The following is a 25,122-nucleotide window of genomic DNA, read 5'->3' as shown; positions in this document are numbered from 1 at the left end:
TAGGATGATTTTTGAAACCATTGTAATACTTTCTCCTTAAAGTCAAATAATAAAAAATAAAGGAGAGATGATTATGGATGAATTAAAGGATTATGTCGCAGCAGACTTGTCATCAAATTTAGTAAGTGAAATCAAATCACTTGAAGAAAAGCTAAGCGAACAAGCCAATAAAGAAGTAGTGGTTATCGCATACGAAAAAGACAATTAAAAGGCAAAAAAAAGAGCCGTTGACGGCTCTTTTATCTATTTTGCAAATACATGGTTTCCAACTGTCTTTACTACTTCACGGGTAGTGATCCAAGTATCAGTTGCGATTTCTGGATTATAAAAATAAATACAATCGTTTAATCGATCTTGTCGAGTTAATGCTTCTTCAACCGCCCGGATCGATTCATCTGATGCTGGTTCATTAATTTTTCCATTTTGAACGGGTGAAAAAGCATAAGCGTCACCGACTACTTCATTAATGACTCCTGATATTGTATTTGGAAATTCAGGTGAATCCACTCGGTTTAATACAACTGTTGCAACGGCTACTTTTCCTTCATACGATTCACCTTTTGCTTCGGCCTCTACTAGTCTTGCAAATAGATCTTTCTCTTCATTTGAAATAGAAACCGCTGCTGTCGCTGGTTCTGGTGGAGCTACCACTTCAGGTTCTGAGGTTTGTGGTTCTGTAATAGCTGTTTCATCCACCTTTGTTTCTTGAGATTGTTTTTCAAGAAGTTCTGGTTTATATGGAATGAATTCTTTTTCGTCATCGAATTCATTAATTTCTTGTTTCATTTCATACATGATTGGTCCATATGCATATGCTTGTCCAATTTCAGCCAGGCTGTCTACATTTACAACTTGATATTCCGTAATTGCTTCAACTGTAGGATTGTGAATTCCAATAAATGCAAATGTAGCTACACAAGCTACTGCAACTTTTTTAAAATAAGTTTTTTTCATGTGTGCTACCTCCTGTTGTTTTGTATGATATAACACTAACATGGGCAGGCACGCGTTATACAGAACGATAAGGTTACATTTCTTTATAGTTTGATGAACAAAATTACAGTAGAGGTGACAATATGACATTATGCCTATAATCCTGTCATATTCGACCCAATTTTACGGTATAGAGGAAGATTTTGTCTAAGAATAACCAAGAAAAACCAAGGGGACGGTTCTCCTGGCCTTTTGGGGCCAAGAGAACTGTCCCCTTGGTGTCTTGAAAAATATTTCTATAATCTAATATTTCGGAAATGAAAATAAATAAGGGTTATGATACGATATACCATATTAAATTAATCAATATATTGGGGATGAATTTGTATGCTAATTTGGAAGCGTAATTTATGGGTGCTATGGATTGGAGTATTTTTCACTTCTGCAAGTTTTTCCATGGTTATCCCGTTTTTACCTATTTTCCTGCTTCAAATTGGTGTTCATGAACACACAGAAGTTTGGTCCGGTCTGTTATTTAGTGCTGCTTTTTTCGCCGGAGCGATTGCTTCCCCGTTCTGGGGGAGAGTGGCCGATAAGTATGGAAGAAAGCCGTTGTTAATACGAGCGGGGTTAGCTCTATTTGTTGTCTATACGTTAACTGCTTTTGTTACAAATCCATATCAGCTGTTAGGGTTACGAATTATGCAGGGATTGCTAAGCGGCTTCATTCCAGGGGCTATTGCTTTAATAGGAACCAATACTCCAAGCAACAAAGTCGGATATGCACTATCTATGATATCCTCAGCTTCAGCGTCTGGTGGAATTGTTGGACCTTTATTAGGAGGGGGAATTGCTTCATTAGTCGGTAACCGAGTGGCGTTTGGCAGTGCAGGAATGTTTGCGCTCATTTCCACGCTGCTTGTAATCTTTTGGGTGACGGAAGAAAACTTTACTCCTAGTAAAGAAAAAGGCTCGATCTTGAATGATTTTAAAGTGGCTGCCGCAAATCGTTCATTGATGCTGGTACTCGCTTTAACTGCGATTACATCTGGTTCGATCATGACGATTGAACCGGTTCTACCATTATATATCGTAGACCTTGGCAGCTCTTCTGAGCATGCATCGTTACTTGCTGGAATTGTGTTCTCTCTACCTGGTATCGCTAGTGTCATTTTTGCTCCGATGTGGGGAAGATGGGCTGACAAAGTTGGTTTCCAAAAAGTTTTATTTATTGGATTAATTGGTGGAGGAATCGGAACCATTGCCCAAATTATCTTCAGCAATATTTGGGGATTTTCCATTACCCGATTTATTTTTGGTATCTTTTTCTGTGCCGTATTCCCAGCACTAAACGGTCTGGTGGTAAGGTCAACACCAAAAGATTTCCGTGGACGAGCATTTGGTTTACACCAAACCTCTAATCAGATAGGCGGTATGATTGGCCCGATAATCGGAGGAATCCTTGGTGGGTTTTTTCCTGTTCAAACGGTATTTTTAGTCACAGGTATCTTACTTCTCGCCGCAACAGGTATGGCTTATTGGCATGCAAATGACTTAAATCGCGGTATTAAGACAAAAGTCGTTCCAGAGCAATTACCTTAAACCTTAAAAAGGATATAAATAGTATGTAGTTACGCCTACAATGATTCCTGTTATAGCTCCAAAAAAGACCTCTGTGGGTTGATGACCTAATAATTCTTTTAGTTTTTCTCTAGACTCTGGTTTCTTTAAATTGGGGTCTTTTAGCGTTTCAATCAGACTGTTAAAATCAGATAAGAGGGTGTTTAGTATTTCTGCATGATATCCTGCATGCCTTCTAACACCCATTGCATCGTGCATAACGATCGCGGAAACCACTACGCAAATAGCAAATTCAGTTGATTTAAATCCTGTCATCAGTCCAATCACAGTCGTTAAGGAAATAATCATGGCAGTATGAGAACTTGGCATTCCACCAGTACTAAACATTAAATTCCATCTTAATTCCTTTGAGGCTATATAGTGTATCGGAATTTTTACGAATTGGGCAATGAACATCCCTAAAAATGCAGCCAAAATAGGACAGGATAAAAACATAGTAACCCCCTAGATATTTATGTATGTTACATATTATTGTAACATATAAATTTCTTATTTAACCATTGGAATAATGAAGAAAATATAAAGCTTTTGATAAAATTGATTTATATAAACATAGGGTTGGGGATGTAGAAAATGATATCTATTAGGCAAGAGTAAGAAGTTGAATATCAAATTACTGAAAATGTTGTAAAATGTGCATTTGCAAATGTCGAGATTAGAGAGGGACCAAGGGGACGGTTCTCTTGGCCGGAAAAGGCCAGGAGAACCGTCCCCTTGGTGATACATTAATTTAATGTTTCAAATGTCTCGATTAATTGTTTCAATGCTTCTCGATCATCGGAGCCAGAAGCTTCTAAACTAATCTCAGCATTGTTGGGGATGGCTAAAGATAAAACGCCCATTATCGATTTACAATTAACTTTATGGCCATTGTAGGTTAGGTAAATATCCGACTCGAATTGAGACGTTACCTGTACCAATTGGTTTATTGCTCGACTGTCTAAACCGGATTTTCTATTTAGTTGTATTGTTTTTAAGACCATTGAGGAAACCCTCCTTAGTATTCTAGTTAATGCACACTCTTTTATGTATGAGAGATACACTCTAAATATGACAACGGCGGACCAAGGGGACGGTTCTCCTGGCCTTTTTCGGCCAGGAGAACCGTCCCCTTGGTGTTGTACAGCTATATCCCTAGAATTTCACTTAATTTCTCTTGGTCAAAACCCAAAACAACCTGTGAACCATTTTCATCCTCAACAACAGTAGCAGGTGTCGCAGATGCACCTAATTCAACAATTTCATCAAGGTACTTAGGATTTTCTCTGATATTTCTTTCCTCAAATTCAATCCCATTATCCTTTAACCATAATTTCTCAGCAGTACAAGGACTGCAGCTTTCTTGGGTGTAAATCACTACTTTACGCATTTATATTCCTCCTTAAATCATCATAATCCCATCTTAAACCTTTCATTAATAAAAGTCTCATTTCATGATTAAATCATGTAGTGTTCATATAATCAATTGACTAACATACATATACAGTAAGAAGACAAGCAGTTGTATATATTGTTAAAACAATGAAAAGGGGATAGGAACAAGGGAATGGAGTTCATACAAGAAATCATAGCGAATTATGGCTCATTTTTATCATTAGACGCCTTGGGAGATGTATTAACAGATCCTGCTAGTTGGGGAATCATTGGTACCTTGGTCATTCTAGAAGGGTTATTATCGGCTGATAATGCGTTAGTACTTGCTGTTTTGGTTAAGCATTTGCCCGAAAAACAACGGAAGAAGGCCCTTTTCTATGGAATTATTGGTGCTTATCTATTTCGGGTTTTTGCGATTGGAATAGGTGTTACGTTAATTAATATTGGGTGGATTAAAATCGTGGGCGGTCACTATCTCCTTTGGCTGGTCCTCCAATTCTTTATGAACAAAAGAGATGGAGAGGAAGAGATTCAAACCAAACAAGTGGGTTTTTGGAGCACCGTCTTAACCGTAGAGCTTATGGATATCGCATTTAGTATCGATAGTGTTATAGCTGCGTTTGGTGTATCGAATCAAGTTTGGGTCCTGTTTTTAGGCGGAATTCTAGGAATATTAATGATGCGTGGTGTAGCACAATTATTTTTAGCGCTGATTGAAAGAATACCTGAATTTGAAACCACCGCATTTATCTTAATCGGAATTATTGGATTGAGAATGATTGTAGCAGCCTTTGGCTTCCAAATGCACGAAGTTATTTTCTTTAGTATATTAATCGGAATCTTTTTAGGGACATTCCTTGTCCATTTTTTAAAAGGAAATCCGACAACAAAGTAGAAATTCTAGAGACCCGCTTATGGTCTCTTTTTGAATTGAATTAAATTTTTCAATTATTTTAAAATAAGCTAAAATTAAATGGTGACAATCTATTTTTGTTGTACTAGGGGGAAGGATTTATGCAAGAAGAGGGATACGTAGAGGTAACTGGCGGAAGAGTTTGGTATCAAAAGTTTAATGAAAACTCAGGAGGGACTCCTGTCATCATATTGCATGGAGGTCCAGGGTCTTCAAGTTATTCATTAGAAGGTTTACAAGCACTCCAAGAAGATAGACCTGTTATTTTATACGATCAGTTAGGATGTGGAAGGTCAGATCGTCCAACTGACACGTCTCTTTGGCAGCTTGACCGCTTTGTAGAAGAATTAGCGCAAGTAAGAGAAGCATTAAATTTAGATGAAGTACATATTTTAGGTCATTCATGGGGTACAACCTTGGCAGCTGCTTATTGTTTAACAAAACCAAGTAGGGTGAAAAGTGTTATTTTTTCAAGTCCATGTCTAAGTGCACCACGTTGGGAGCAGGACCAGATTGAAAATCTTAAAAAGCTTCCTTTTGAAATCCAAGAAACAATTAAACATTGTGAGGAAAATGGAACCACCGATTCAGAGGAATTCAAAGCAGCCATTCAGGAGTTTAACAAAGTATTTGTTTGTCGAGTACAGGAAGAACCAGACCCTGAATGGATTAAAAAGGGATCAGGATATCGCAATCCTGAAATATATAATATCATGTGGGGTCCATCTGAATTCAGCGTAAAAGGTAATTTAAAGTCTTTTGATTGTACGTCCCGATTACATGAAATTAGTTGTCCGACACTCTTTACATGTGGACGATATGATGAAGCTACTCCTGAATCGACGGAGTACTTTAGCAGCCTAGTGCCTAATGGTCAATTTCATGTTTTCGAGAACAGTGCTCATTTGCCTTATTATGAAGAAAAAGATGAGTTTTTACGAGTTGTAGGAAATTTTTTAAATAAAATCGATTTTGATTAATCTATAAAAAAAATCCACCATATTGGTGGATTTTTTAAGTTCAATGTCTAATTTACTTACTATTACTCGTTCATTCCATCTCGATCTATAGCTTCGACTTCTTCTTCTGCTACTTGTACATCCTGATCTATAGATTCGGCTTCTTGTTCTGATACTACTTGTACATCCTGACCTATAGCTTCGACAACATGGTCTACTGCAACGCCATCATCATTTTCAAGTGAAACGGCAGATTGTTCTGCCAGATGAAATAAGTCTACCTCTTGAATAATAGATGGATTATAATACACAAATTCAGCTTTCTGGTTATAGTCGATTTTCTGTTTTTTAAACTTAGTGTCTTCAACATGGATGTCTGAAGATTCATCTTTCCGGTCCTTCTTTTTTTTAGTCGACTTGTCCTTATAACGGGTGTCTGAAGTTTCATCTTTCCGGTCCTTCTTTTTTTTAGATGACTTGTCCTTATAACGGGTGTCTGAGGTTTCATCCTTTTTTTGCTTCTTTTTTTCGAACTGCTTGTCCTCAACATGGATGTCTGAAGTTTCATCCTTACGGTGCTTCTTTTTATGATTTCCTTTAGGTGACATTCTTCTACACTCCTTATTTATTTTTGTTTTAACCATATTAATGGTATTAATAATGGAAAAAGATTTGAATCGTTTTCACAATTCGCACCTTAACATTGAAATTTCCATTATCAGCATATGCATATGGATACTAAAATTCCTCCACTATTCGTCCTAAAGCAACCGAGAAAAAGGCTAAAAATGAAATATATGGTATAATTCGGTATTACATTATAAGTAAAGTTTGAGAGGGATATAAATGGAAAGGACGACTCAATCTTATTTTGAAGATTTGCAAGCCGAAGATAAGGACTTACAATATGAAGGTTTTAATCAAATTATGGCTGCTACTCAGGAAAAAGTGGGTTGGGCATATGATGTTAAATACAAGAAGAAGTACGCTGCCGTTTGGAGAAATGCTAAGATCTTTGAAGGGAAATGTGGATAGGTGAAGTTTCTAGAGTCGCTTCTAAATACTCTAATGTTAAGTGTAGTAGAATTATTTTACCTTGTAGGATTTTTAATTGGTGTTGGTTTCCTATTAGGCGTGATGGAAAAATACTCAAATACGTTTCTATTTAAAGCATTTGGTAAAAGAGGAGTATTGGCTACCGCATGGATTGGCACACCAATCCATGAACTCGGACACCTGCTCCAGTGCTTCATTTGGGGTCATAGAGTAACAAGGGTTAAATTCTTGCAAGTAAATAATCCAAATGGTGTTCTTGGATATGTGGAACACCAATATAATCCGGGCAGCATGTATCAACAGATCGGTAATTTTTTTATTGGAATGGGTCCCATTTTTAGCGGGATAGGCTCATTAATTTTTGGCATGTACCTATTAGCACCTGAATCCTATCAGACTTTTAGAGAATATATTGATCTTCATGTTACTTCTTCCGTTCAAAATAGAAATTATTTAATGGTGCTCGGAAATGCGGTCCTAGTAATCACCAAAAGTTTCTTTACATTAAATAATTTGTTCAATCCGCTTTTTTGGATTTTCCTAATACTTGCTATCTGTATATCCTCACATATTGCATTGAGTAAGGCGGACATTAAAGGGTCAACCAAAGGACTATTCATGATATTTTTCGTCCTGTTTGTATTTAACCTTGTTTCTGGTTTCTTTGGTATAGATACTTTTAAATTTATCGCTAAATTAACCAAATACAATGCATATGTATTAGCTTTTTCTAGTATTGCGATCTTTTTTTCAATTATTACACTTTTGATATCCTATATTTTGTATAGACTGAAATTCGGCAGGGGATAAATATGGATAAAATTTTTGGAAATAAACTAGAGGGTTATGAATATCGACCGCGGCAAGCGGTATACGCAATTATTTTTAACGATACAAGAGAAGAGGTTGTTACGGTAAAAACTCCTGATGGCTGTCACTGGCTGCCTGGTGGTGGTATTGAAGGGGATGAAAGTCACCTTACTTGTCTTAGAAGAGAATTATTAGAAGAAACAGGTTATGATGTAAAAATAGCTGATTATATAGGTACAGCGAAACAATTTTTTATTACTTCAAGTAATGAGTATATAGCCAACGAAGGAATCTTTTATTTAGCTCGTTTGTTATCAAAAGTTTCTGATCCGATTGAGGATGATCATTCTCTTACATGGATACCAGTTAGTAGCGTGAAGGAACTGCTTTACCACCAACATCAAGTCTGGGGTGTTAAAGAGGGCTTAAAGCATTGTCTTCCATTGAAAGAAGGCGATAACAATTGAAACTATTATCCGTTATGCTTGGCGGGTTCTTTGGAGCAATAACTAGATATAGTATCGGGGAATGGATACAAACCGCTAATGGATTTCCTCTGGGAACCCTTTTAATAAATCTCTTAGGTTGTTTTTTACTTAGTTGGTTCCTGACTATCTTTACTTTAAAGAAACCAATTAGGGCAGAATTTACTTTATTTATAGGAACGGGGTTTATTGGCTCATTCACTACTTTTTCTACTTTTTCAGTTGAGACCATTCTGTTATTTCAAAATGGGCTTGCTGTTTATGGGGTCATATATATTTTAGTAAGCCTTATTTTCGGAATACTACTTGCTTACCTAGGCTTAAAATTGGCATATATTAATGGAGAAAAAGGGGTAACACATTGATTTGGTTAATCGGTATAGGCGGTTCTTTTGGTGCAGCAGCTAGATATTTATTGGGTAATTTCATGAATAAAAAAAAGAAAATCAGTCCATTCCCACTAGGGACTTGGGTAATCAATATTACGGGTTCCTTTCTTTTAGGGCTACTGGCCAATCTTCATCTGTCGAATGATATCAGTGATTGGGTATGGTTTTTTGTTGGGATAGGTTTTTGTGGAGCTTACACCACTTTTTCAACGTTCGGATATGAAACGATTACTTTATTACAATCAAATAAAAAGTTTCTTGCAGGTATATATGTTATTACATCAGTAATATTAAGTATTACAACAGCAGCTATTGGTTTTATCATTTAGCTTGAATGATTAATTTGCTAAGAAGAATACAAAATAATAGGGGTAAGAACTGATCTTATAAGGAGGATTATGATGACCAAGAAAAAGTTTACCCCTTCGTCTGATGTTGACCAAAAGCAATTACTAAACGATAAAGTAGAGAAAGCTCGTAAAAACAACTTTGAAGATGATCATGTACGCAGAGGGACACCTAACGGTGCTCAAGGTGAATAGTTTTCAAGTAGGGGTTGTTGCTAAAGCAACAACTCCTTTTTTATTATTCAATGGATAATATTTCTATTGAACTAAATAGCGTGAGGGTGTTATTATATAAAAGTTCCCTTCAGAGGGACGGCATAACAAACGAAAAAACATTGACAATAATCAAGTTAATATGTTATTATAGATTTTGTCACTTTTTGAAACCAGCAAAAATTGTTCTTTGAAAACTAAACAAACAAGAACGTCAACAAACAATTTTTTAGCTTTTTAGAAAAGCTAAGCCAACGTAACATTTTTGAGCTATATCAACTTTCTTGGAGAGTTTGATCCTGGCTCAGGACGAACGCTGGCGGCGTGCCTAATACATGCAAGTCGAGCGAATCTTGAGGTGCTTGCACCTCTTGGTTAGCGGCGGACGGGTGAGTAACACGTGGGCAACCTGCCTGTAAGACTGGGATAACTTCGGGAAACCGGAGCTAATACCGGATAATCCTTTTCCTTTCATGAGGAAAAGCTGAAAGTCGGTTTACGCTGACACTTACAGATGGGCCCGCGGCGCATTAGCTAGTTGGTGAGGTAACGGCTCACCAAGGCGACGATGCGTAGCCGACCTGAGAGGGTGATCGGCCACACTGGGACTGAGACACGGCCCAGACTCCTACGGGAGGCAGCAGTAGGGAATCTTCCGCAATGGACGAAAGTCTGACGGAGCAACGCCGCGTGAGCGATGAAGGCCTTCGGGTCGTAAAGCTCTGTTGTTAGGGAAGAACAAGTATCGGAGTAACTGCCGGTACCTTGACGGTACCTAACCAGAAAGCCACGGCTAACTACGTGCCAGCAGCCGCGGTAATACGTAGGTGGCAAGCGTTGTCCGGAATTATTGGGCGTAAAGCGCGCGCAGGCGGTCCTTTAAGTCTGATGTGAAAGCCCACGGCTCAACCGTGGAGGGTCATTGGAAACTGGGGGACTTGAGTACAGAAGAGGAAAGCGGAATTCCACGTGTAGCGGTGAAATGCGTAGAGATGTGGAGGAACACCAGTGGCGAAGGCGGCTTTCTGGTCTGTAACTGACGCTGAGGCGCGAAAGCGTGGGGAGCAAACAGGATTAGATACCCTGGTAGTCCACGCCGTAAACGATGAGTGCTAAGTGTTAGAGGGTTTCCGCCCTTTAGTGCTGCAGCTAACGCATTAAGCACTCCGCCTGGGGAGTACGGCCGCAAGGCTGAAACTCAAAGGAATTGACGGGGGCCCGCACAAGCGGTGGAGCATGTGGTTTAATTCGAAGCAACGCGAAGAACCTTACCAGGTCTTGACATCCTCTGACACTCCTAGAGATAGGACGTTTCCCTTCGGGGAACAGAGTGACAGGTGGTGCATGGTTGTCGTCAGCTCGTGTCGTGAGATGTTGGGTTAAGTCCCGCAACGAGCGCAACCCTTGTTCTTAGTTGCCAGCATTTAGTTGGGCACTCTAAGGAGACTGCCGGTGACAAACCGGAGGAAGGTGGGGATGACGTCAAATCATCATGCCCCTTATGACCTGGGCTACACACGTGCTACAATGGATGGTACAAAGGGCTGCAAGACCGCGAGGTTTAGCCAATCCCATAAAACCATTCTCAGTTCGGATTGTAGGCTGCAACTCGCCTACATGAAGCCGGAATCGCTAGTAATCGCGGATCAGCATGCCGCGGTGAATACGTTCCCGGGCCTTGTACACACCGCCCGTCACACCACGAGAGTTTGTAACACCCGAAGTCGGTGGGGTAACCGCAAGGAGCCAGCCGCCTAAGGTGGGACAGATGATTGGGGTGAAGTCGTAACAAGGTAGCCGTATCGGAAGGTGCGGCTGGATCACCTCCTTTCTAAGGATAATACGAAAAGCGGAGGCGACTGTTCAACTTTGACAGACGTTGGAGAGCCGGCACTGCAAATCCTGCACTTTGGATTTGTAGAGTCGGATCGAAACGGCCGAGAAGTTAGGAGCCGAAGCTAGACATGCAGTCCTTGTGGACTGATAAAAAGTTGACTGTTACTTGTTTGTTTAGTTTTGAGGGAGCAATCTTTTCTGTGAGGATCATGACCGTAAGGTGATGATTCGAAACAATTTCTCTCAAAACTTTGTTCCTTGAAAACTAGATAATCGTAAGAAGAAGTCAAAGTAAAACCGAGAATCGCCACATTAGTTTTTCTCTCTTAAGTAATTAAGAAGAAAATAACCTTTTAGGTTAAGTTAGAAAGGGCGCACGGTGGATGCCTTGGCACTAGGAGCCGATGAAGGACGGGACTAACACCGATATGCTTCGGGGAGCTGTAAGTAAGCTTTGATCCGGAGATTTCCGAATGGGGGAACCCACTGCTCGTAATGGAGTAGTATCTTTACCTGAATACATAGGGTATTGAAGGCAGACCCGGGGAACTGAAACATCTAAGTACCCGGAGGAAGAGAAAGCAAACGCGATTCCCTGAGTAGCGGCGAGCGAAACGGGACATAGCCCAAACCAAGAGGCTTGCCTCTTGGGGTTGTAGGACACTCAACATGGAGTTACAAAGGAACGGGGTAGATGAAGCGGTCTGGAAAGGCCCGTCATAGAAGGTAAAAACCCTGTAGTTGAAACTTCGTTCCCTCCTGAGTGGATCCTGAGTACGGCCGGACACGAGAAATCCGGTCGGAAGCTGGGAGGACCATCTCCCAAGGCTAAATACTCCCTAGTGACCGATAGTGAACCAGTACCGTGAGGGAAAGGTGAAAAGCACCCCGGAAGGGGAGTGAAATAGATCCTGAAACCGTGTGCCTACAAGTAGTTAGAGCCCGTTAATGGGTGATAGCGTGCCTTTTGTAGAATGAACCGGCGAGTTACGATTACATGCAAGGTTAAGTTGAAGAGACGGAGCCGCAGCGAAAGCGAGTCTGAATAGGGCGATTTTAGTATGTGGTCGTAGACCCGAAACCAGGTGATCTACCCATGTCCAGGGTGAAGTCCAGGTAACACTGGATGGAGGCCCGAACCCACGCACGTTGAAAAGTGCGGGGATGAGGTGTGGGTAGCGGAGAAATTCCAATCGAACTTGGAGATAGCTGGTTCTCTCCGAAATAGCTTTAGGGCTAGCCTCACGTTGTAAGAGTCTTGGAGGTAGAGCACTGTTTGGACTAGGGGCCCTCATCGGGTTACCGAATTCAGACAAACTCCGAATGCCAAAGACTTATCCGTGGGAGTCAGACTGCGAGTGATAAGATCCGTAGTCAAAAGGGAAACAGCCCAGACCACCAGCTAAGGTCCCAAAGTTTACGTTAAGTGGAAAAGGATGTGGAGTTGCTTAGACAACCAGGATGTTGGCTTAGAAGCAGCCACCATTTAAAGAGTGCGTAATAGCTCACTGGTCGAGTGACTCTGCGCCGAAAATGTACCGGGGCTAAACGTAACACCGAAGCTGTGGATTGACATCTACGATGTCAGTGGTAGGAGAGCGTTCTAAGGGCGTTGAAGCTAGACCGTAAGGACTGGTGGAGCGCTTAGAAGTGAGAATGCCGGTATGAGTAGCGAAAGACGGGTGAGAATCCCGTCCACCGTATGCCTAAGGTTTCCTGAGGAAGGCTCGTCCTCTCAGGGTTAGTCGGGACCTAAGCCGAGGCCGAAAGGCGTAGGCGATGGACAACAGGTTGATATTCCTGTACCACCTCTTTATCGTTTGAGTGATGGGGGGACGCAGGAGGATAGGGTAAGCGCGCTGTTGGATATGCGCGTCCAAGCAGTTAGGCTGGTAAGCAGGAAAATCCGCTTACCGTAAAGGCTGAGCTGTGATGGCGAGGGAAATATAGTACCGAAGTTCCTGATTCCACACTGCCAAGAAAAGCCTCTAGCGAGATAAAAGGTGCCCGTACCGCAAACCGACACAGGTAGGCGAGGAGAGAATCCTAAGGTGTGCGAGAGAACTCTCGTTAAGGAACTCGGCAAAATGACCCCGTAACTTCGGGAGAAGGGGTGCTTTTTGAGGTGAATAGCCTCGAAGAGCCGCAGTGAATAGGCCCAGGCGACTGTTTAGCAAAAACACAGGTCTCTGCGAAGCCGCAAGGCGAAGTATAGGGGCTGACGCCTGCCCGGTGCTGGAAGGTTAAGAGGAGGGGTTAGCGCAAGCGAAGCTCTGAATCGAAGCCCCAGTAAACGGCGGCCGTAACTATAACGGTCCTAAGGTAGCGAAATTCCTTGTCGGGTAAGTTCCGACCCGCACGAAAGGCGTAACGATCTGGGCACTGTCTCAACGAGAGACTCGGTGAAATTATAGTACCTGTGAAGATGCAGGTTACCCGCGACAGGACGGAAAGACCCCGTGGAGCTTTACTGTAGCCTGATATTGAATTTTGGTACAGCTTGTACAGGATAGGTAGGAGCCTGAGAAACCGGAGCGCTAGCTTCGGTGGAGGCGTCGGTGGGATACTACCCTGGCTGTATTGAAATTCTAACCCGCACCCCTTATCGGGGTGGGAGACAGTGTCAGGTGGGCAGTTTGACTGGGGCGGTCGCCTCCTAAAGAGTAACGGAGGCGCCCAAAGGTTCCCTCAGAATGGTTGGAAATCATTCGCAGAGTGTAAAGGCACAAGGGAGCTTGACTGCGAGACCTACAAGTCGAGCAGGGACGAAAGTCGGGCTTAGTGATCCGGTGGTTCCGCATGGAAGGGCCATCGCTCAACGGATAAAAGCTACCCCGGGGATAACAGGCTTATCTCCCCCAAGAGTCCACATCGACGGGGAGGTTTGGCACCTCGATGTCGGCTCATCGCATCCTGGGGCTGTAGTCGGTCCCAAGGGTTGGGCTGTTCGCCCATTAAAGCGGTACGCGAGCTGGGTTCAGAACGTCGTGAGACAGTTCGGTCCCTATCCGTCGTGGGCGCAGGAAATTTGAGAGGAGCTGTCCTTAGTACGAGAGGACCGGGATGGACGCACCGCTGGTGTACCAGTTGTCTTGCCAAAGGCATCGCTGGGTAGCTATGTGCGGACGGGATAAGTGCTGAAAGCATCTAAGCATGAAGCCCCCCTCAAGATGAGATTTCCCATAGCGTCAAGCTAGTAAGAACCCTGAAAGATGATCAGGTTGATAGGTCAGAGGTGGAAGCGTGGTAACATGTGGAGCTGACTGATACTAATCGTTCGAGGACTTAACCAATTTTTAAAAGCGAACTCTGTTTTACAAACTTCTTCTGAAATTATCTAGTTTTGAGGGAATGAAACCTCAAACATTATAGTCTGGCAGCAATGGCGAGAAGGTCACACCCGTTCCCATACCGAACACGGAAGTTAAGCTTCTCAGCGCCGATGGTAGTTGGGACTTTGTCCCTGTGAGAGTAGGACGTTGCCAGGCAAAATGAAACACAACCTGATTAGGGTTGTGCTTTTTTGTATTTTACGATAGGAAAAAAGGTTGTAAAAAAAATGATGGATCGAGATTCGTGCCCTCACTGCTGTACTTCTAAGAAAAACGGTAACGAATATGAGTTATTCTTGCCCGTGTGGCATCACTTTTAGAGAAAACGTAGCGAATAGTAGCCATTCATGCCCGTTTAGTAAATTTTTTTTTGGGAACGGTAACGAATAGACCGGAAATGAAAAAACCAATGATAAATGTAACGATAAACGGTTGAAATTATTTCGTAATTGAAACTAGCCCCCAATCAAACAAACCACATATATGACGTTCCACGCTATGATTATAGAACATTGTAAAGCATAAATATTTCCTTTCCGGAACGAATATAATTCATCGACATACTTATTTTTATATTGAAAGTAGGTATTAATAGATGAAAAGTAAAATACACCGGTGTAATTGCAGGAAAGTATGGTCCATTCAAAATCGAAAAACAAAGATTACGGCTACTTCTATTCTTTTGACTGGAGAATGGTATACAGAATTAAAACCTGAAAGGAGATGTGACCCAAAGGGATTTGTTACTACAAAGAGAAGTCATGAAATCATCTTTAATCCACCTCGAGACTATATTGAGAATTTTATAAGAGTAGAAAAACTTATTTATGATAAGAAAAATGTAAATTTCAATATAAAAAACGGAAAGTACTTATTATTTGCTGAGGATGGAAAGTGTTATATCCTAGAAAAGGGAACAAATGCTTGAATAGCAAAAAAAATAAGATCATAAATGCAATCTAATTAAGGCTTATAAATATGTTAAATTTCAAGCAAAGGAAAGTAGAATGAACCAAGTTCCTTTAAACCAATTATCCCACCTTACTTAGTGCAAGGTTTTTTTTTTATTTGCAAGGTTATTTTCTATAAAGTAACTGAAAATAAGGAAGGGGAAAATGGAAATCGAATTGGGGGTACAAAACAGTTGAATTCTAAATATGCACCATTACTTGAGTCATTTACATTTAAAAATGGAGTTCAAATAAAAAATCGAATCGTGATGGCACCAATGACGAATTGGTCATCGAATCCTGATGGAACTGTGACAGAAGCTGAAGTCAACTATTATGCCAGGCGATCCGGTGGAGTAGGAATGGTCATTACCGCATGTACATATGTTACAGCGAATGGAAAAGGATTTCATGGTGAATTTGGCGGAGACAAAGATGAATTAATTCCTAGCTTACAAAAGCTAGCGACTGGGATTAAAAATCAGGGAGCAAAAGCCATTTTACAAATTTTTCACGGCGGCAGACAGGTACCTCCTGAATTAATCCCAAATGGTGACGTAGTTAGTGCCAGCAGCGTCCCTGCAGAAGGAATGGGAAAGCCTGTACCTAGAGAATTGTCTAATCAAGAAATAGAATCGATTATACATGACTTTGGTGAGGCAACTCGAAGAGCGATAGAAGCAGGTTACGATGGTGTGGAAATCCACGGTGCGAACGGTTACTTGATTCAACAATTTTTCTCACCGCATTCTAATCGTCGAGAAGACCGGTGGGGAGGAAGTCTCGGGAAGCGCTTAACCTTCCCGTTAGCAGTTGTCGATGAAGTAAAGAGAGTAGCAGCAGAGCATGCAACTGGCTCATTTATTGTTGGTTACCGCTTCTCACCGGAAGAGCCCGAAACTCCTGGGATTACCATGGCTGATACACTTTATTTACTTGATGAACTAGTAAAAAAGAACCTAGATTATCTTCATGTTTCATTACAAGATTTTTGGTCATCTCCAAGGAGAGGTGTGGATGATACCCGTTCACGAATTGAAATCATTCAAGAACGAGTTGGTGACAAAGTGCCTGTGATTGGGGTTGGGTCTATTTATACTCCGGATGAAGCCCTGAAAGCTATCCAAATTGGGCTTCCACTTATTGCTTTAGGCCGGGAGCTTATTATCGATCCTGATTGGGTCCAAAAGATTGCAGAGGGAAAAGAGACCCAGATTAATACAGAGATTAACAAGGAAAACCAACACCAGTTAGTGATTCCAGATCCACTGTGGCAAGCAATCATTCATACACCAGGTTGGTTCCCGGGAGTTAATTAATAAGAAAGAGTTCATCCACTATTATGGATGAACTCTTTAACAGTTTATATTCGGCATTATAGGAATTTTCACCAGAATGAACGGATAATAGTGTGTTAGCATTACCAACCAATCGATTTACAATTTCGTTTGCAAGAGCATAAACAATTTGGTGCTGATTGCTATTTTGAATATAAGCTCGAATAAAATACCCGCACAGATAAATAATAGTCTTAGTGTTAACCAATAACACTAATCTTCAATGTGGAGGGATATACTTTGAATATACTCTTTAGCATACTTAGAACTTTAATGCTTATCGGTATTAGATTAACCTATTTGCTTAATTATGTTCAATCTAAGTTAAACTATATGTTAAGGAAGCCAGTCAAGCTGAGCCCAGTGTATTCATAAAGTATTGTCTGGTTCGCATTGTAGTAATGAAAGGTGAGCATAGCACTATGCTTGCCTTTTTTTGTTTCTTCATTTTAGTATTTCTTTGTATTCTTTTCCTTTTTGTACATAGTTTTCACTGGAATATTGGAGCATTTGCAAATCTTTTTCCGTTAATTCACGTACAACTTTACCTGGAGAGCCGAGAACGAGTGATCGTGGCGGAATTTTGATACCGCCGGCTAGCAGCGTATTTGCCCCAATGATACATTCTTCACCCACTTCGACATTGTCTAATAAAGTCGAACCCATTCCGATTATAGAACAACTGCCAATCTTGCAGCCGTGTAGAATAACATTATGACCAATGGTAACATCATCTCCAATGACAACCGGAGAACCTTCATATAGATGAATGGTGGAATTATCTTGGATACTGCATCTTTTCCCAACAGTAATCGGTCCATCATCTCCTCGCAATACAGCATTAAACCAGACTGTTGATTCTTCACCAATCGTAACATCGCCAATTAAATAGGCACCTGGGGCTACAAATACACTTTCATGAATAGTAGGTGCTATACCATTATAGGGAATACGCATGACTAACTCTCTCCTTTATATTCAGAATTATTTTACAGTTTAGCTAGATTATACCATCTTAAACTGTGAAATAAGAATTCTTTCTATTGAATAACATTACTTTCCCACTGCTCCTGTGAACTTATTACCGACATCAAGTATCGATTCTACTAGGAAAAAATAATCATTTTATATAAATAGAGAAAATTACCCCAATAAAAAGACGGACAAAGTAGTATATAAAGATTCCTTCCCACAGGAACCTAAGGGATGTCGACCTTAATTTGGACTAATTTTCCATATTTCCCAATGAATACTAAATTCTCAATTTTTTCCAAATTCTATTTTATAGACGGGATTCGACACAAAACCATACTACTAAAAGGTATTTTTAAAATAGCACCAATGTTTTTAACATAAAGTGTGCGATAGGAAGGAGGGTAGATGACAGGTCAACCGAAAATACTTAGGGGGTAATGGGATGAGAAAAAAGAATCGTCGTTTACTATCGGTGATGTGCACCGCCATGTTAGTTTTACCTTTGCTCATACAGCCTCAAGTGAGTTCAGCTGCTACAAAAGAAGTCAGTGTTTCAGCGAAAGACAGTTTAACATCTCCAGCGCAAAAGATTTCAAACAGACTAGATAAACAATTTGATGAGAAAGAAAAGGTGACCTTTTTAATCAAAATGAAGGAACAGGTGGATACAGCTAGCGTAGCAAAAGAGGCTGAGAAAAAAGCGAGCCTCAATAAAGCAACACCTGCTAAAAGCAAATCATTGAAACGTTCTTCTATTGTTTCTGAGTTAAAAGCAACAGCACAGGAAACACAGTTTGAACTATTAGAATACCTGCAAAAGCAAGTAGAAGCGGGAGCAGCAAAAGACGTTCATTCCTATTATGTGGTCAACGGGATTGCGGTAACAGCTACAAAAGAGGTCATGGAAAAGGTTGCTTCCTTCCAAGAAGTAGAAAAAATCCTTCCAAATGAAACAAGACAATTGTTTGTTCCTGAAAAATCTGCTGGAGCGGTACTTGAACCAACAGCGGAAACGAATGCGATTGAATGGAATATTGATCGCGTAGGTGCTCCAGCCGTTTGGGAGATGGGGATTGATGGAAGTGGAATTACGGTTGCATCCATTGATACAGGGGTTCAGTGGAATCACCCTGCCTTACAGTCAAAATATCGTGGATTTGATGCAGCAACAGGGCAAGCATCACATGCAAACAACTGGTTTGACGCAGTTGGCGGTCAATCAACACCATATGATGACCTAGGACATGGTACTCATGTTACCGGGACGATGGTAGGGTCTGAGCCAGACGGTTCTAATGCCATTGGTGTTGCACCTGGTGCAAAGTGGATTGCTGTTAAAGCATTTTCAGCGGCAGGTGGAACAGATGCAGATTTATTAGAAGCAGGTGAATGGATTTTAGCACCTAATGGAAATCCTGATTTGGCGCCAGATGTAGTAAATAACTCATGGGGTGGCGGAGCTGGTTTAGATGAGTGGTATCGCCCTATGGTTCAAGCATGGAGAGCAGCAGAAATCTTCCCAGAATTCTCAGCTGGTAACACAACATTAACGAATCCTGGAGGACCTGGTTCCGTTGCAAACCCTGCTAACTACCCTGAATCAGTCGCTACAGGTGCAACAGATATTAATAACTTACTAGGAAGTTTTTCATTATTAGGACCATCTCCATATGAAGAGATTAAGCCAGAGCTTTCAGCACCAGGTGTTAATATTCGCTCTTCTGTACCTGGCAGCAGCTATGAAGGTGGATGGAATGGTACATCGATGGCTGGCCCGCACGTAGCAGCAGCGATAGCCTTATTACTACAAGCGAATTCAAGTTTAAGTGTTGACGATTTAGAAGAAATATTAGTAACAACTGCTATCCCTTTAACCGACAATACGTATCCAGAGTCTCCAAACAACGGTTATGGATCGGGTCTATTAAATGTATATGACGCAGTATCCTCTGTCATTTCTGGCTTAGGAAAGCTGAAAGGACAGGTAACAAAAGAAGGAAACGACAGTGAAGCTCCTGTGTTAGAACATTCCCAACCTGCCACGGTTTTTGCAGGAATGCCGCTAACGTTACAAGCTTCAGCTGCCGACAATATCAGTGTAACAAATGTGGAAGTTGAATATCAATTAGAAGATGGCAGCTCGAATACAATTGCTGCAGATCGAATCAGCGGAGATTATAAAAATGGAATCTATCAAGCTGCTATCCCTGGAGAGGATATTGCTGGAGAATCATTCTCCTATACTATTAAAGTACTTGATTTCGGTGGGAATGAAACAGTCAATGAATATTCTGTAGCCGTCCTCCCAGGAATAACAGTTGGATATTCACAGGATTTTGAAAGTAATCCAGATGGCTGGACTTCTTATGGTGCCGCTAATACGTGGGAATGGGGCACGCCAACAACCGGACCTGGTGCCGCATTCTCAGGTGAAAAAGTTTATGGAACCAACTTAGACGGTACGTATGATAGCAGAGCCAACATGTCCCTGCAAATGCCGCCAATCGATTTACCAGAAGGCAGCAGTTACTTACAATTTAAACAATGGTACAATCTCGAAAGAAACTATGATTATGGTCACGTATATGTATCAACCGATAATGTAAACTGGGTTCAAAAGCTGCGGGTAAATAATCTATCCAATGGATGGGTTGATGGTGAAGTTGATCTAAGTGAATATGCCGGTCAACGAATCTATATTGCCTTTAATGTAACGACTGATGGCAGTGTGGTACGAGATGGCTGGTATTTAGATGATGTTCGTCTAACTGATACTGCCCTCACTACACCACAACAACTGGGAGTGGCAGCAGATAAAGAAGATTCTTCCGCAAATGTAGGATTGAAAGAAAAAGTGGATCCTAATAAAATCACCATCCAAATGCCTGAATCTGCTAAAGAAGTTAGCAGTGAAAAGGCAGGTCTGTTTGTCTTGCCGATGCAGGCTCAGGTAACGGTCTTAGAATCAGGCCGATCTGTTAAAACAAATCCTGCGAACGGAAGCTTTGAAATGACACATGCTGCAGGTGAGTTTACGGTTGTTGCTGAAAGCTATGGTTACCAATCAGAAACACAAACCGTGAACATTGAGCAGGATGATGAAGTGACAGCTAACTTTACTTTAGAAGAACTTCCTAAAGGTACAGTAGCAGGAACTGTTCTTAATCAAGCAACAGGTGAGCCTGTAGCAGGAGCAACAGTCTACTTAATTGAAGATGCTAATATTGCACCTGTCGCAACAGATGAAAACGGACAATATTCATTAACAGGCTATGAAGGCGACTATACGTTAAAAATCATTGCACCTCATTTTTATAGTCAAGAAGTGTCTGTTTCTCTACAAGGAAATATTTCACAAAACTTTGAATTGAAGCCATTCATTGGTTATCCAAGTGAAATTGGCTATGATGACGGAACAGCTGAAAATGCCAGAGCATTTTTCGACGCAGGTAATGGCTGGGCTGTGAAAATGTCATTAGCACCTGGTAATGAAAAGGCACTTGTTTCCGGAGGATTATTCCGATTCTGGGATACAGAATGGCCAGTTCCGGGCGGTACCAATTTCAAAGTGGCAGTTTATGACGCCAGTGGTCCAGATGGATCACCAGGTAAAAAACTTGCTGGTCCAATAGATGCAACAGCATTAAGAAATGGTCAGTGGACACATGTAGATTTAAGCAGTCACGGTATTGTCGTTGAAGGAGATTTCTACCTTGTTTATATCCAAGCTGGAATCAACACGGCTTCACCAGGACTTGGAACAGATGAAGATGGTGAAAATGCATTAAGAAGCTGGCAACTAGTGGGCGGCGCTTGGTCACCATCACCTGAAGAAGAAGGAAACTACATGATTCGTGCAGTAGTAGACTATGAAGTAAGTGCTCCGACAATCACATCGCCAGTAGATGGTTCCTTTACCAACGTTGGCACTGTAACGGTCGAAGGGAAAGCTGCACCAACCACAACCGTTCATATTTACAATCATGGAGAAGAAATTGCAACCGGTGAAGCCACAGATGCTGGTACGTATTCAATAGCGGTATCACTTCAAGATGGAGAAAACAGTCTAACAGCAAAAGCTTCAACTGTACAAGGTATAACAGATGCGTCAGCACCTGTAGGGGTAGTATATGACCAGCATGCGCCAGAGTTAGCCATTACAAGCCCAACAGATGGTGGGAAAATTAATAAGGAAACTGTCACCGTTACGGGTACAGTTGTAGATGATTATTTGAAGTCTGTTACGGTTAATGGTACGAAAGCCAAGGTGGAAAATGGCACCTATTCAGCTAGAATACTACTAGATGAAGGAACAAATACGATTGCAGTTACGGCAGAGGACCAAGCAGGTAATAGAACCGAACAAACACTTCAAGTGAATGTGGATTTTACAGCACCAGTGATTTCAGATGTAAAACCTGCTGTGGATAAGACGTTGAAAAAAGGTGAAAGTGTAAAAATTGAATTCACAAGTGAGCCTGGTTTAAAGTCTTCTTTTGTGATTCATATGCCTTTAACCAATCTTATCTCTGTACAAAATGCAACAGAACTGCCAATGATGGAGGTTTCACCAGGATTTTATGTAGGCTACTACACAGCTACAAAAGACATGGTAGCCGATGGTGCTATGATTGAAGTCAAAGCAGTAGATACATTTGGTAATGCGACTAGAGAATTAGCAGCAGGTAAATTGTTTATTAATGTAAAGAATAAAGGTAAGTAATAGTCAAGAGAAAGGAGTAATCTATCAATTCGTTTGGAGATTGCTCCTTTTTTCCACTTTAACGAATGAAAGCGCTTTATAATTAACAAAATAATTAAAATAGTCAAATAATATTGACGAAGCCTATTTACCGTGATAATCTTATTAATAATTTAAAATGTATCAATGACGAGAAGAGTAGGATTTGCTGTTTGTCCCTAAGAGAGTCGACATTTGCTGGGAGTCGATGGCAGGGCTTATCTGAAAATCATCTCCGAGATGTGTAGCTGAAAATTTGAAAGTAAGCTATACCGGAATAAGCCGCCGTTACATGGAACACGTATTATTTTACGTTGATCGAGAGCCACAGCCTGGTGATTTATGCTGCGGAAGTAGGGTGGTATCGCGAGTTAAACTCGTCCCTATACAAGGGGCGGGTTTTTTGTTGTTTACAAAAACCTATAAGAGCCTTAGAAAACGGCGAATTTTAAAATGAAAGAGGAGGAAAGTGAAATGAATCAACAAGTCGACCAAAAAGAAAAAGCCTTTCAAGTAGAGGATATCATTATTGCAAGCCACACCATTAAGGATGTGATTTCACCAACTCCCTTGCAGTATAATCACTTATTATCAGAGCGATATGGCTGTCATATTTATTTGAAGAGAGAAGACCTGCAAAGTGTTCGCTCCTTTAAAATCCGCGGTGCTTATAATCGCATCAAAAAGCTAACTGAGGAAGAATTAGAAAATGGGATTATTTGTGCCAGTGCTGGAAACCACGCACAAGGTGTCGCCTATTCTTGCAATCATTTAAAAATTAACGGAAAAGTCTTTATGCCAAGTACCACTCCTAAACAAAAGGTCAATCAAGTGAAATTTTGGGGTAAGGAGCATGTAGAAATTGTTTTGGTAGGGGATACCTTTGATGACGCTTATGAAAAAGCGATGGAATGCAGTCAGGTAGAAAATAGAACGTTTATCCACCCATTCGATGATCCAGATGTTATTGCCGGTCAAGGGACAGTTGCGGTAGAACTGTTAAATGAATGCCCAGAAAAAATCGATTACCTATTTGCGGCAATTGGTGGTGGAGGCCTTATCTCGGGTGTTGGTACGTATATGCAGCATTTCTCTCCAGAGACAACATTAATTGGTGTCGAGCCGCAGGGTGCTGCAGGAATGAAGGAGTCGATTTCAAAAGGTGAAGTAACTTCATTAAAAGAAATTGACCCATTTGTTGATGGTGCAGCCGTGAAGACTGTCGGTTCCATGACCTATAACATTTGTAAAGAGTTCGTGAAGGATATTGTCGTCGTACCCGAAGGAAAGGTTTGTACCACATTATTATCTCTTTATAATGAAAATGCGATTGTCGTTGAGCCTACAGGTGCGCTTTCAATTGCAGCGTTAGATGAATATGCGGAAGAAATTAAAGGGAAAACAGTTGTCTGCATCGTCAGTGGAGGAAACAATGATATCGGTCGTATGCAGGAAATTAAAGAACGCTCGAAGCTCTATGAAGGCCTGCGACATTATTTTATCGTCCAATTTCCACAGCGCCCAGGTGCTTTACGAGAGTTTCTAGATGATGTCTTGGGACCCAATGATGATATAAGCCATTTCGAATACACGAAAAAGAACAATCGTGAAACTGGACCAGCATTAGTCGGGATTGAGCTAAAAACTAAAGCGGATTATTATCCATTAATGGAACGGATTAAAGCAAAAGGATTTGTCTTCCGCGAAGTTAATAATGATAGTACCTTGTATCAAATGCTTGTATGAGTCGAGGGGTTTCATAAAGAAAGAATACCGTTTAAGTAGCATTGTCTTTATGTGGGTGACCACAAAACCCGCTAATACATCAGGTCTTTAAAAACCTTCAGCTTTACTTAAATCAAAGCCTATTTGATTCACGTTAGAAAACGTTTATGGCTTTTTATTGGCTTGAACATTTTACGTGGCAAAGCTCTTATACATGCCACAACCTTCTATGTTCAGTTATCAAAGAACAAACGTTCTTACTTGAAATGTATTTCAAATTGGTTAGAAGGTCAAGTGATATGCTTTTACCCCCATGCCTGCAGTCAGGGGTATTACTCACAATATAATAATAACAAAGAGCCCACTAAAGGGCTCTTTTTCTATTCTAATTTAAAAACAACTTCTCCCACACCTAAATCTGTTTTAAGGTTAATGATCACATCTGCATCTTCGAAAGCTTCGTTGACGTAAATGCCTTTCCCTTTGGAGATGAAACCAACAAAATCGGCTGTTCCAATTCCTTTTGAAGATTCAATTTTCACACCGACATCTTTTGGTAGAATAATCGTAGATTGACCAACACCTAATGCTAAGGCGGCATCAAAACTCTTTTCCCATTTGCCGCTTAGGTCAATGGTGATATCGCCAACACCAGCGTTTACATCTAAATCTTTAAGGTTCAGACCCTTTAAATCTAAATTGGTATCTGATGCTCCTGAATTCACCACTAAATTTAATGGAATTTCATCTGTTAGAGTTAGATTCCATTCGTTTTTCAAGTCATCAATCTTAATCTTATCGAGGATTCCTGTATTCTCTTGTTCGATAACTCCAATTCCTTTATCACCTTTACGTTTATAGGAGACTTCGGGTTTTAGTTTGTCTTCATTGTATTCAATTGACCCCTCAACCCATTCATCTGCACCTTTTTCAACATTGAGCTCTCCAGCTCCAAGGTTTAGTTCAAGCTGTAATTCTTTAGCCTTATCCTTTTCAATGGTGACATTTCCATTTTCTACGCTTCCATTTGCAAATAATCCACAGCCTGATACAGTTACAGTTAAAGCTAATCCCAACGCACCGGCATAAAATACTTTTTTCATATT

General features: G+C 40.9%; 22 protein-coding genes, 3 rRNA genes and 1 other annotated feature. Of the genes, 17 read left to right on the top strand and 8 right to left on the bottom strand.

The window, feature by feature from the left end; all coding sequences use genetic code 11:
• The first annotated feature begins 73 nt into the window (after positions 1 to 73).
• Complete coding sequence (locus tag QNH48_RS16665) at positions 74 to 208, top strand: hypothetical protein (protein WP_283951177.1); 135 nt, start codon at positions 74 to 76, stop codon at positions 206 to 208.
• 35 nt (positions 209 to 243) lie between these two features.
• Here QNH48_RS16665 and QNH48_RS16660 read toward each other — a convergent pair whose 3' ends face one another.
• The gene (locus QNH48_RS16660) at positions 244 to 954 is read right to left on the bottom strand and encodes a cell wall hydrolase (RefSeq protein ID WP_283951176.1); all 711 of its coding nucleotides are present in this window, start codon (positions 952 to 954) and stop codon (positions 244 to 246) included.
• 366 nt (positions 955 to 1,320) lie between these two features.
• On the opposite strand from QNH48_RS16660, the gene QNH48_RS16655 reads away from it, so the two are divergent.
• Positions 1,321 to 2,535, top strand: coding sequence for an MFS transporter (locus tag QNH48_RS16655; protein WP_283951175.1), 1,215 nt, complete (start codon positions 1,321 to 1,323; stop codon positions 2,533 to 2,535).
• A gap of 3 nt (positions 2,536 to 2,538) precedes the next feature.
• Here the strand turns inward: QNH48_RS16655 and QNH48_RS16650 are convergent, their stop codons facing one another.
• The 3 genes from QNH48_RS16650 to QNH48_RS16640 form a co-directional block, all read right to left on the bottom strand.
• Complete coding sequence (locus tag QNH48_RS16650; RefSeq protein WP_283951174.1) at positions 2,539 to 3,009, bottom strand: divergent PAP2 family protein; 471 nt, start codon at positions 3,007 to 3,009, stop codon at positions 2,539 to 2,541.
• 290 nt (positions 3,010 to 3,299) lie between these two features.
• Positions 3,300 to 3,557 (bottom strand): HPr family phosphocarrier protein, encoded by a 258-nt coding sequence (locus QNH48_RS16645; RefSeq protein WP_283951173.1) that lies wholly within the window; start codon positions 3,555 to 3,557, stop codon positions 3,300 to 3,302.
• A gap of 143 nt (positions 3,558 to 3,700) precedes the next feature.
• On the bottom strand, positions 3,701 to 3,943 hold the full coding sequence (locus QNH48_RS16640) for a glutaredoxin family protein (protein ID WP_283951172.1): 243 nt from the start codon (positions 3,941 to 3,943) through the stop codon (positions 3,701 to 3,703).
• Positions 3,944 to 4,120: 177 nt separating this feature from the next.
• Between QNH48_RS16640 and QNH48_RS16635 the strand changes: the two genes are divergently transcribed.
• Positions 4,121 to 4,843, top strand: coding sequence for a TerC family protein (locus QNH48_RS16635; protein ID WP_283951171.1), 723 nt, complete (start codon positions 4,121 to 4,123; stop codon positions 4,841 to 4,843).
• A 119-nt stretch (positions 4,844 to 4,962) separates the two neighbouring features.
• Entirely contained in the window at positions 4,963 to 5,841 is an 879-nt protein-coding gene (locus QNH48_RS16630; RefSeq protein WP_283951170.1) for a proline iminopeptidase-family hydrolase, read from the top strand.
• Between the two features lie 62 nt (positions 5,842 to 5,903).
• On the opposite strand, the gene QNH48_RS16625 is transcribed toward QNH48_RS16630, so the two are convergent.
• The gene (locus QNH48_RS16625) at positions 5,904 to 6,428 is read right to left on the bottom strand and encodes a hypothetical protein (RefSeq protein WP_283951169.1); all 525 of its coding nucleotides are present in this window, start codon (positions 6,426 to 6,428) and stop codon (positions 5,904 to 5,906) included.
• 238 nt (positions 6,429 to 6,666) lie between these two features.
• Here QNH48_RS16625 and QNH48_RS16620 point away from each other — a divergent pair, with 238 nt between their 5' ends.
• The 11 genes from QNH48_RS16620 (at position 6,667) to QNH48_RS16570 (ending at position 16,557) form a co-directional block, all read left to right on the top strand.
• Positions 6,667 to 6,855: a hypothetical protein gene (locus tag QNH48_RS16620; RefSeq protein WP_283951168.1), complete on the top strand. Its 189-nt coding sequence runs from the start codon at positions 6,667 to 6,669 to the stop codon at positions 6,853 to 6,855.
• A gap of 33 nt (positions 6,856 to 6,888) precedes the next feature.
• Positions 6,889 to 7,686, top strand: a complete 798-nt coding sequence (locus QNH48_RS16615; protein WP_283951167.1) for a hypothetical protein — start codon at positions 6,889 to 6,891, stop codon at positions 7,684 to 7,686.
• A gap of 2 nt (positions 7,687 to 7,688) precedes the next feature.
• Positions 7,689 to 8,153: an NUDIX hydrolase gene (locus QNH48_RS16610; protein WP_283951166.1), complete on the top strand. Its 465-nt coding sequence runs from the start codon at positions 7,689 to 7,691 to the stop codon at positions 8,151 to 8,153.
• Positions 8,150 to 8,536 (top strand): fluoride efflux transporter CrcB, encoded by a 387-nt coding sequence (crcB, locus tag QNH48_RS16605; RefSeq protein WP_283951165.1) that lies wholly within the window; start codon positions 8,150 to 8,152, stop codon positions 8,534 to 8,536. Before QNH48_RS16610 ends, crcB (QNH48_RS16605) begins: the two co-directional genes overlap by 4 nt.
• Positions 8,533 to 8,889, top strand: coding sequence for a fluoride efflux transporter CrcB (gene crcB, locus QNH48_RS16600; RefSeq protein ID WP_283951164.1), 357 nt, complete (start codon positions 8,533 to 8,535; stop codon positions 8,887 to 8,889). The genes crcB (QNH48_RS16605) and crcB (QNH48_RS16600) overlap by 4 nt, the downstream gene beginning before the upstream one ends.
• A 69-nt stretch (positions 8,890 to 8,958) precedes the next feature.
• Entirely contained in the window at positions 8,959 to 9,102 is a 144-nt protein-coding gene (locus QNH48_RS16595) for a hypothetical protein (RefSeq protein WP_283955927.1), read from the top strand.
• A gap of 299 nt (positions 9,103 to 9,401) precedes the next feature.
• Positions 9,402 to 10,951, top strand: a 16S ribosomal RNA gene (locus tag QNH48_RS16590).
• A gap of 361 nt (positions 10,952 to 11,312) precedes the next feature.
• Positions 11,313 to 14,249: ribosomal RNA gene (locus tag QNH48_RS16585) — 23S ribosomal RNA — on the top strand.
• 79 nt (positions 14,250 to 14,328) lie between these two features.
• Positions 14,329 to 14,444 (top strand): 5S ribosomal RNA (gene rrf / locus QNH48_RS16580).
• Together the 16S, 23S and 5S rRNA genes form the textbook arrangement of a ribosomal RNA operon.
• Positions 14,445 to 14,883: 439 nt before the next feature.
• Positions 14,884 to 15,216: a hypothetical protein gene (locus QNH48_RS16575; protein WP_283951163.1), complete on the top strand. Its 333-nt coding sequence runs from the start codon at positions 14,884 to 14,886 to the stop codon at positions 15,214 to 15,216.
• A gap of 216 nt (positions 15,217 to 15,432) precedes the next feature.
• Entirely contained in the window at positions 15,433 to 16,557 is a 1,125-nt protein-coding gene (locus tag QNH48_RS16570) for an NADH-dependent flavin oxidoreductase (protein WP_283955796.1), read from the top strand.
• Here QNH48_RS16570 and QNH48_RS16565 read toward each other — a convergent pair.
• Both QNH48_RS16565 and QNH48_RS16560 read right to left on the bottom strand, forming a co-directional pair.
• Entirely contained in the window at positions 16,550 to 16,789 is a 240-nt protein-coding gene (locus QNH48_RS16565; protein ID WP_283955926.1) for a hypothetical protein, read from the bottom strand. The genes QNH48_RS16570 and QNH48_RS16565 overlap by 8 nt on opposite strands.
• A gap of 230 nt (positions 16,790 to 17,019) precedes the next feature.
• Positions 17,020 to 17,532, bottom strand: a complete 513-nt coding sequence (locus QNH48_RS16560) for a gamma carbonic anhydrase family protein (RefSeq protein WP_133371511.1) — start codon at positions 17,530 to 17,532, stop codon at positions 17,020 to 17,022.
• Between the two features lie 460 nt (positions 17,533 to 17,992).
• Here QNH48_RS16560 and QNH48_RS16555 point away from each other — a divergent pair, with 460 nt between their 5' ends.
• Together QNH48_RS16555 and ilvA are read left to right on the top strand one after the other, a co-directional pair.
• A complete protein-coding gene (locus QNH48_RS16555; RefSeq protein WP_283951162.1) occupies positions 17,993 to 22,273 on the top strand; it encodes a S8 family peptidase in 4,281 nt (1,426 codons plus the stop codon).
• A 156-nt stretch (positions 22,274 to 22,429) separates the two neighbouring features.
• Positions 22,430 to 22,679, top strand: a binding site (T-box leader).
• Between the two features lie 86 nt (positions 22,680 to 22,765).
• Positions 22,766 to 24,037 carry a threonine ammonia-lyase IlvA gene (ilvA, locus tag QNH48_RS16550; protein ID WP_133371513.1) on the top strand — a complete coding sequence of 424 codons (1,272 nt, stop codon included), beginning with the start codon at positions 22,766 to 22,768 and terminating at the stop codon, positions 24,035 to 24,037.
• Between the two features lie 359 nt (positions 24,038 to 24,396).
• Here the strand turns inward: ilvA and QNH48_RS16545 are convergent, their stop codons facing one another.
• Complete coding sequence (locus QNH48_RS16545; RefSeq protein WP_283951161.1) at positions 24,397 to 25,119, bottom strand: toast rack family protein; 723 nt, start codon at positions 25,117 to 25,119, stop codon at positions 24,397 to 24,399.
• Positions 25,120 to 25,122 lie beyond the last annotated feature (3 nt).

Origin of the sequence: Neobacillus sp. YX16 (assembly GCF_030123505.1) — a bacterium.
Classification (GTDB): domain Bacteria; phylum Bacillota; class Bacilli; order Bacillales; family Cytobacillaceae; genus Neobacillus.
Note: the sequence above shows the minus strand (reverse complement) of the source record. Positions and strands in the feature narration are given on the sequence as shown.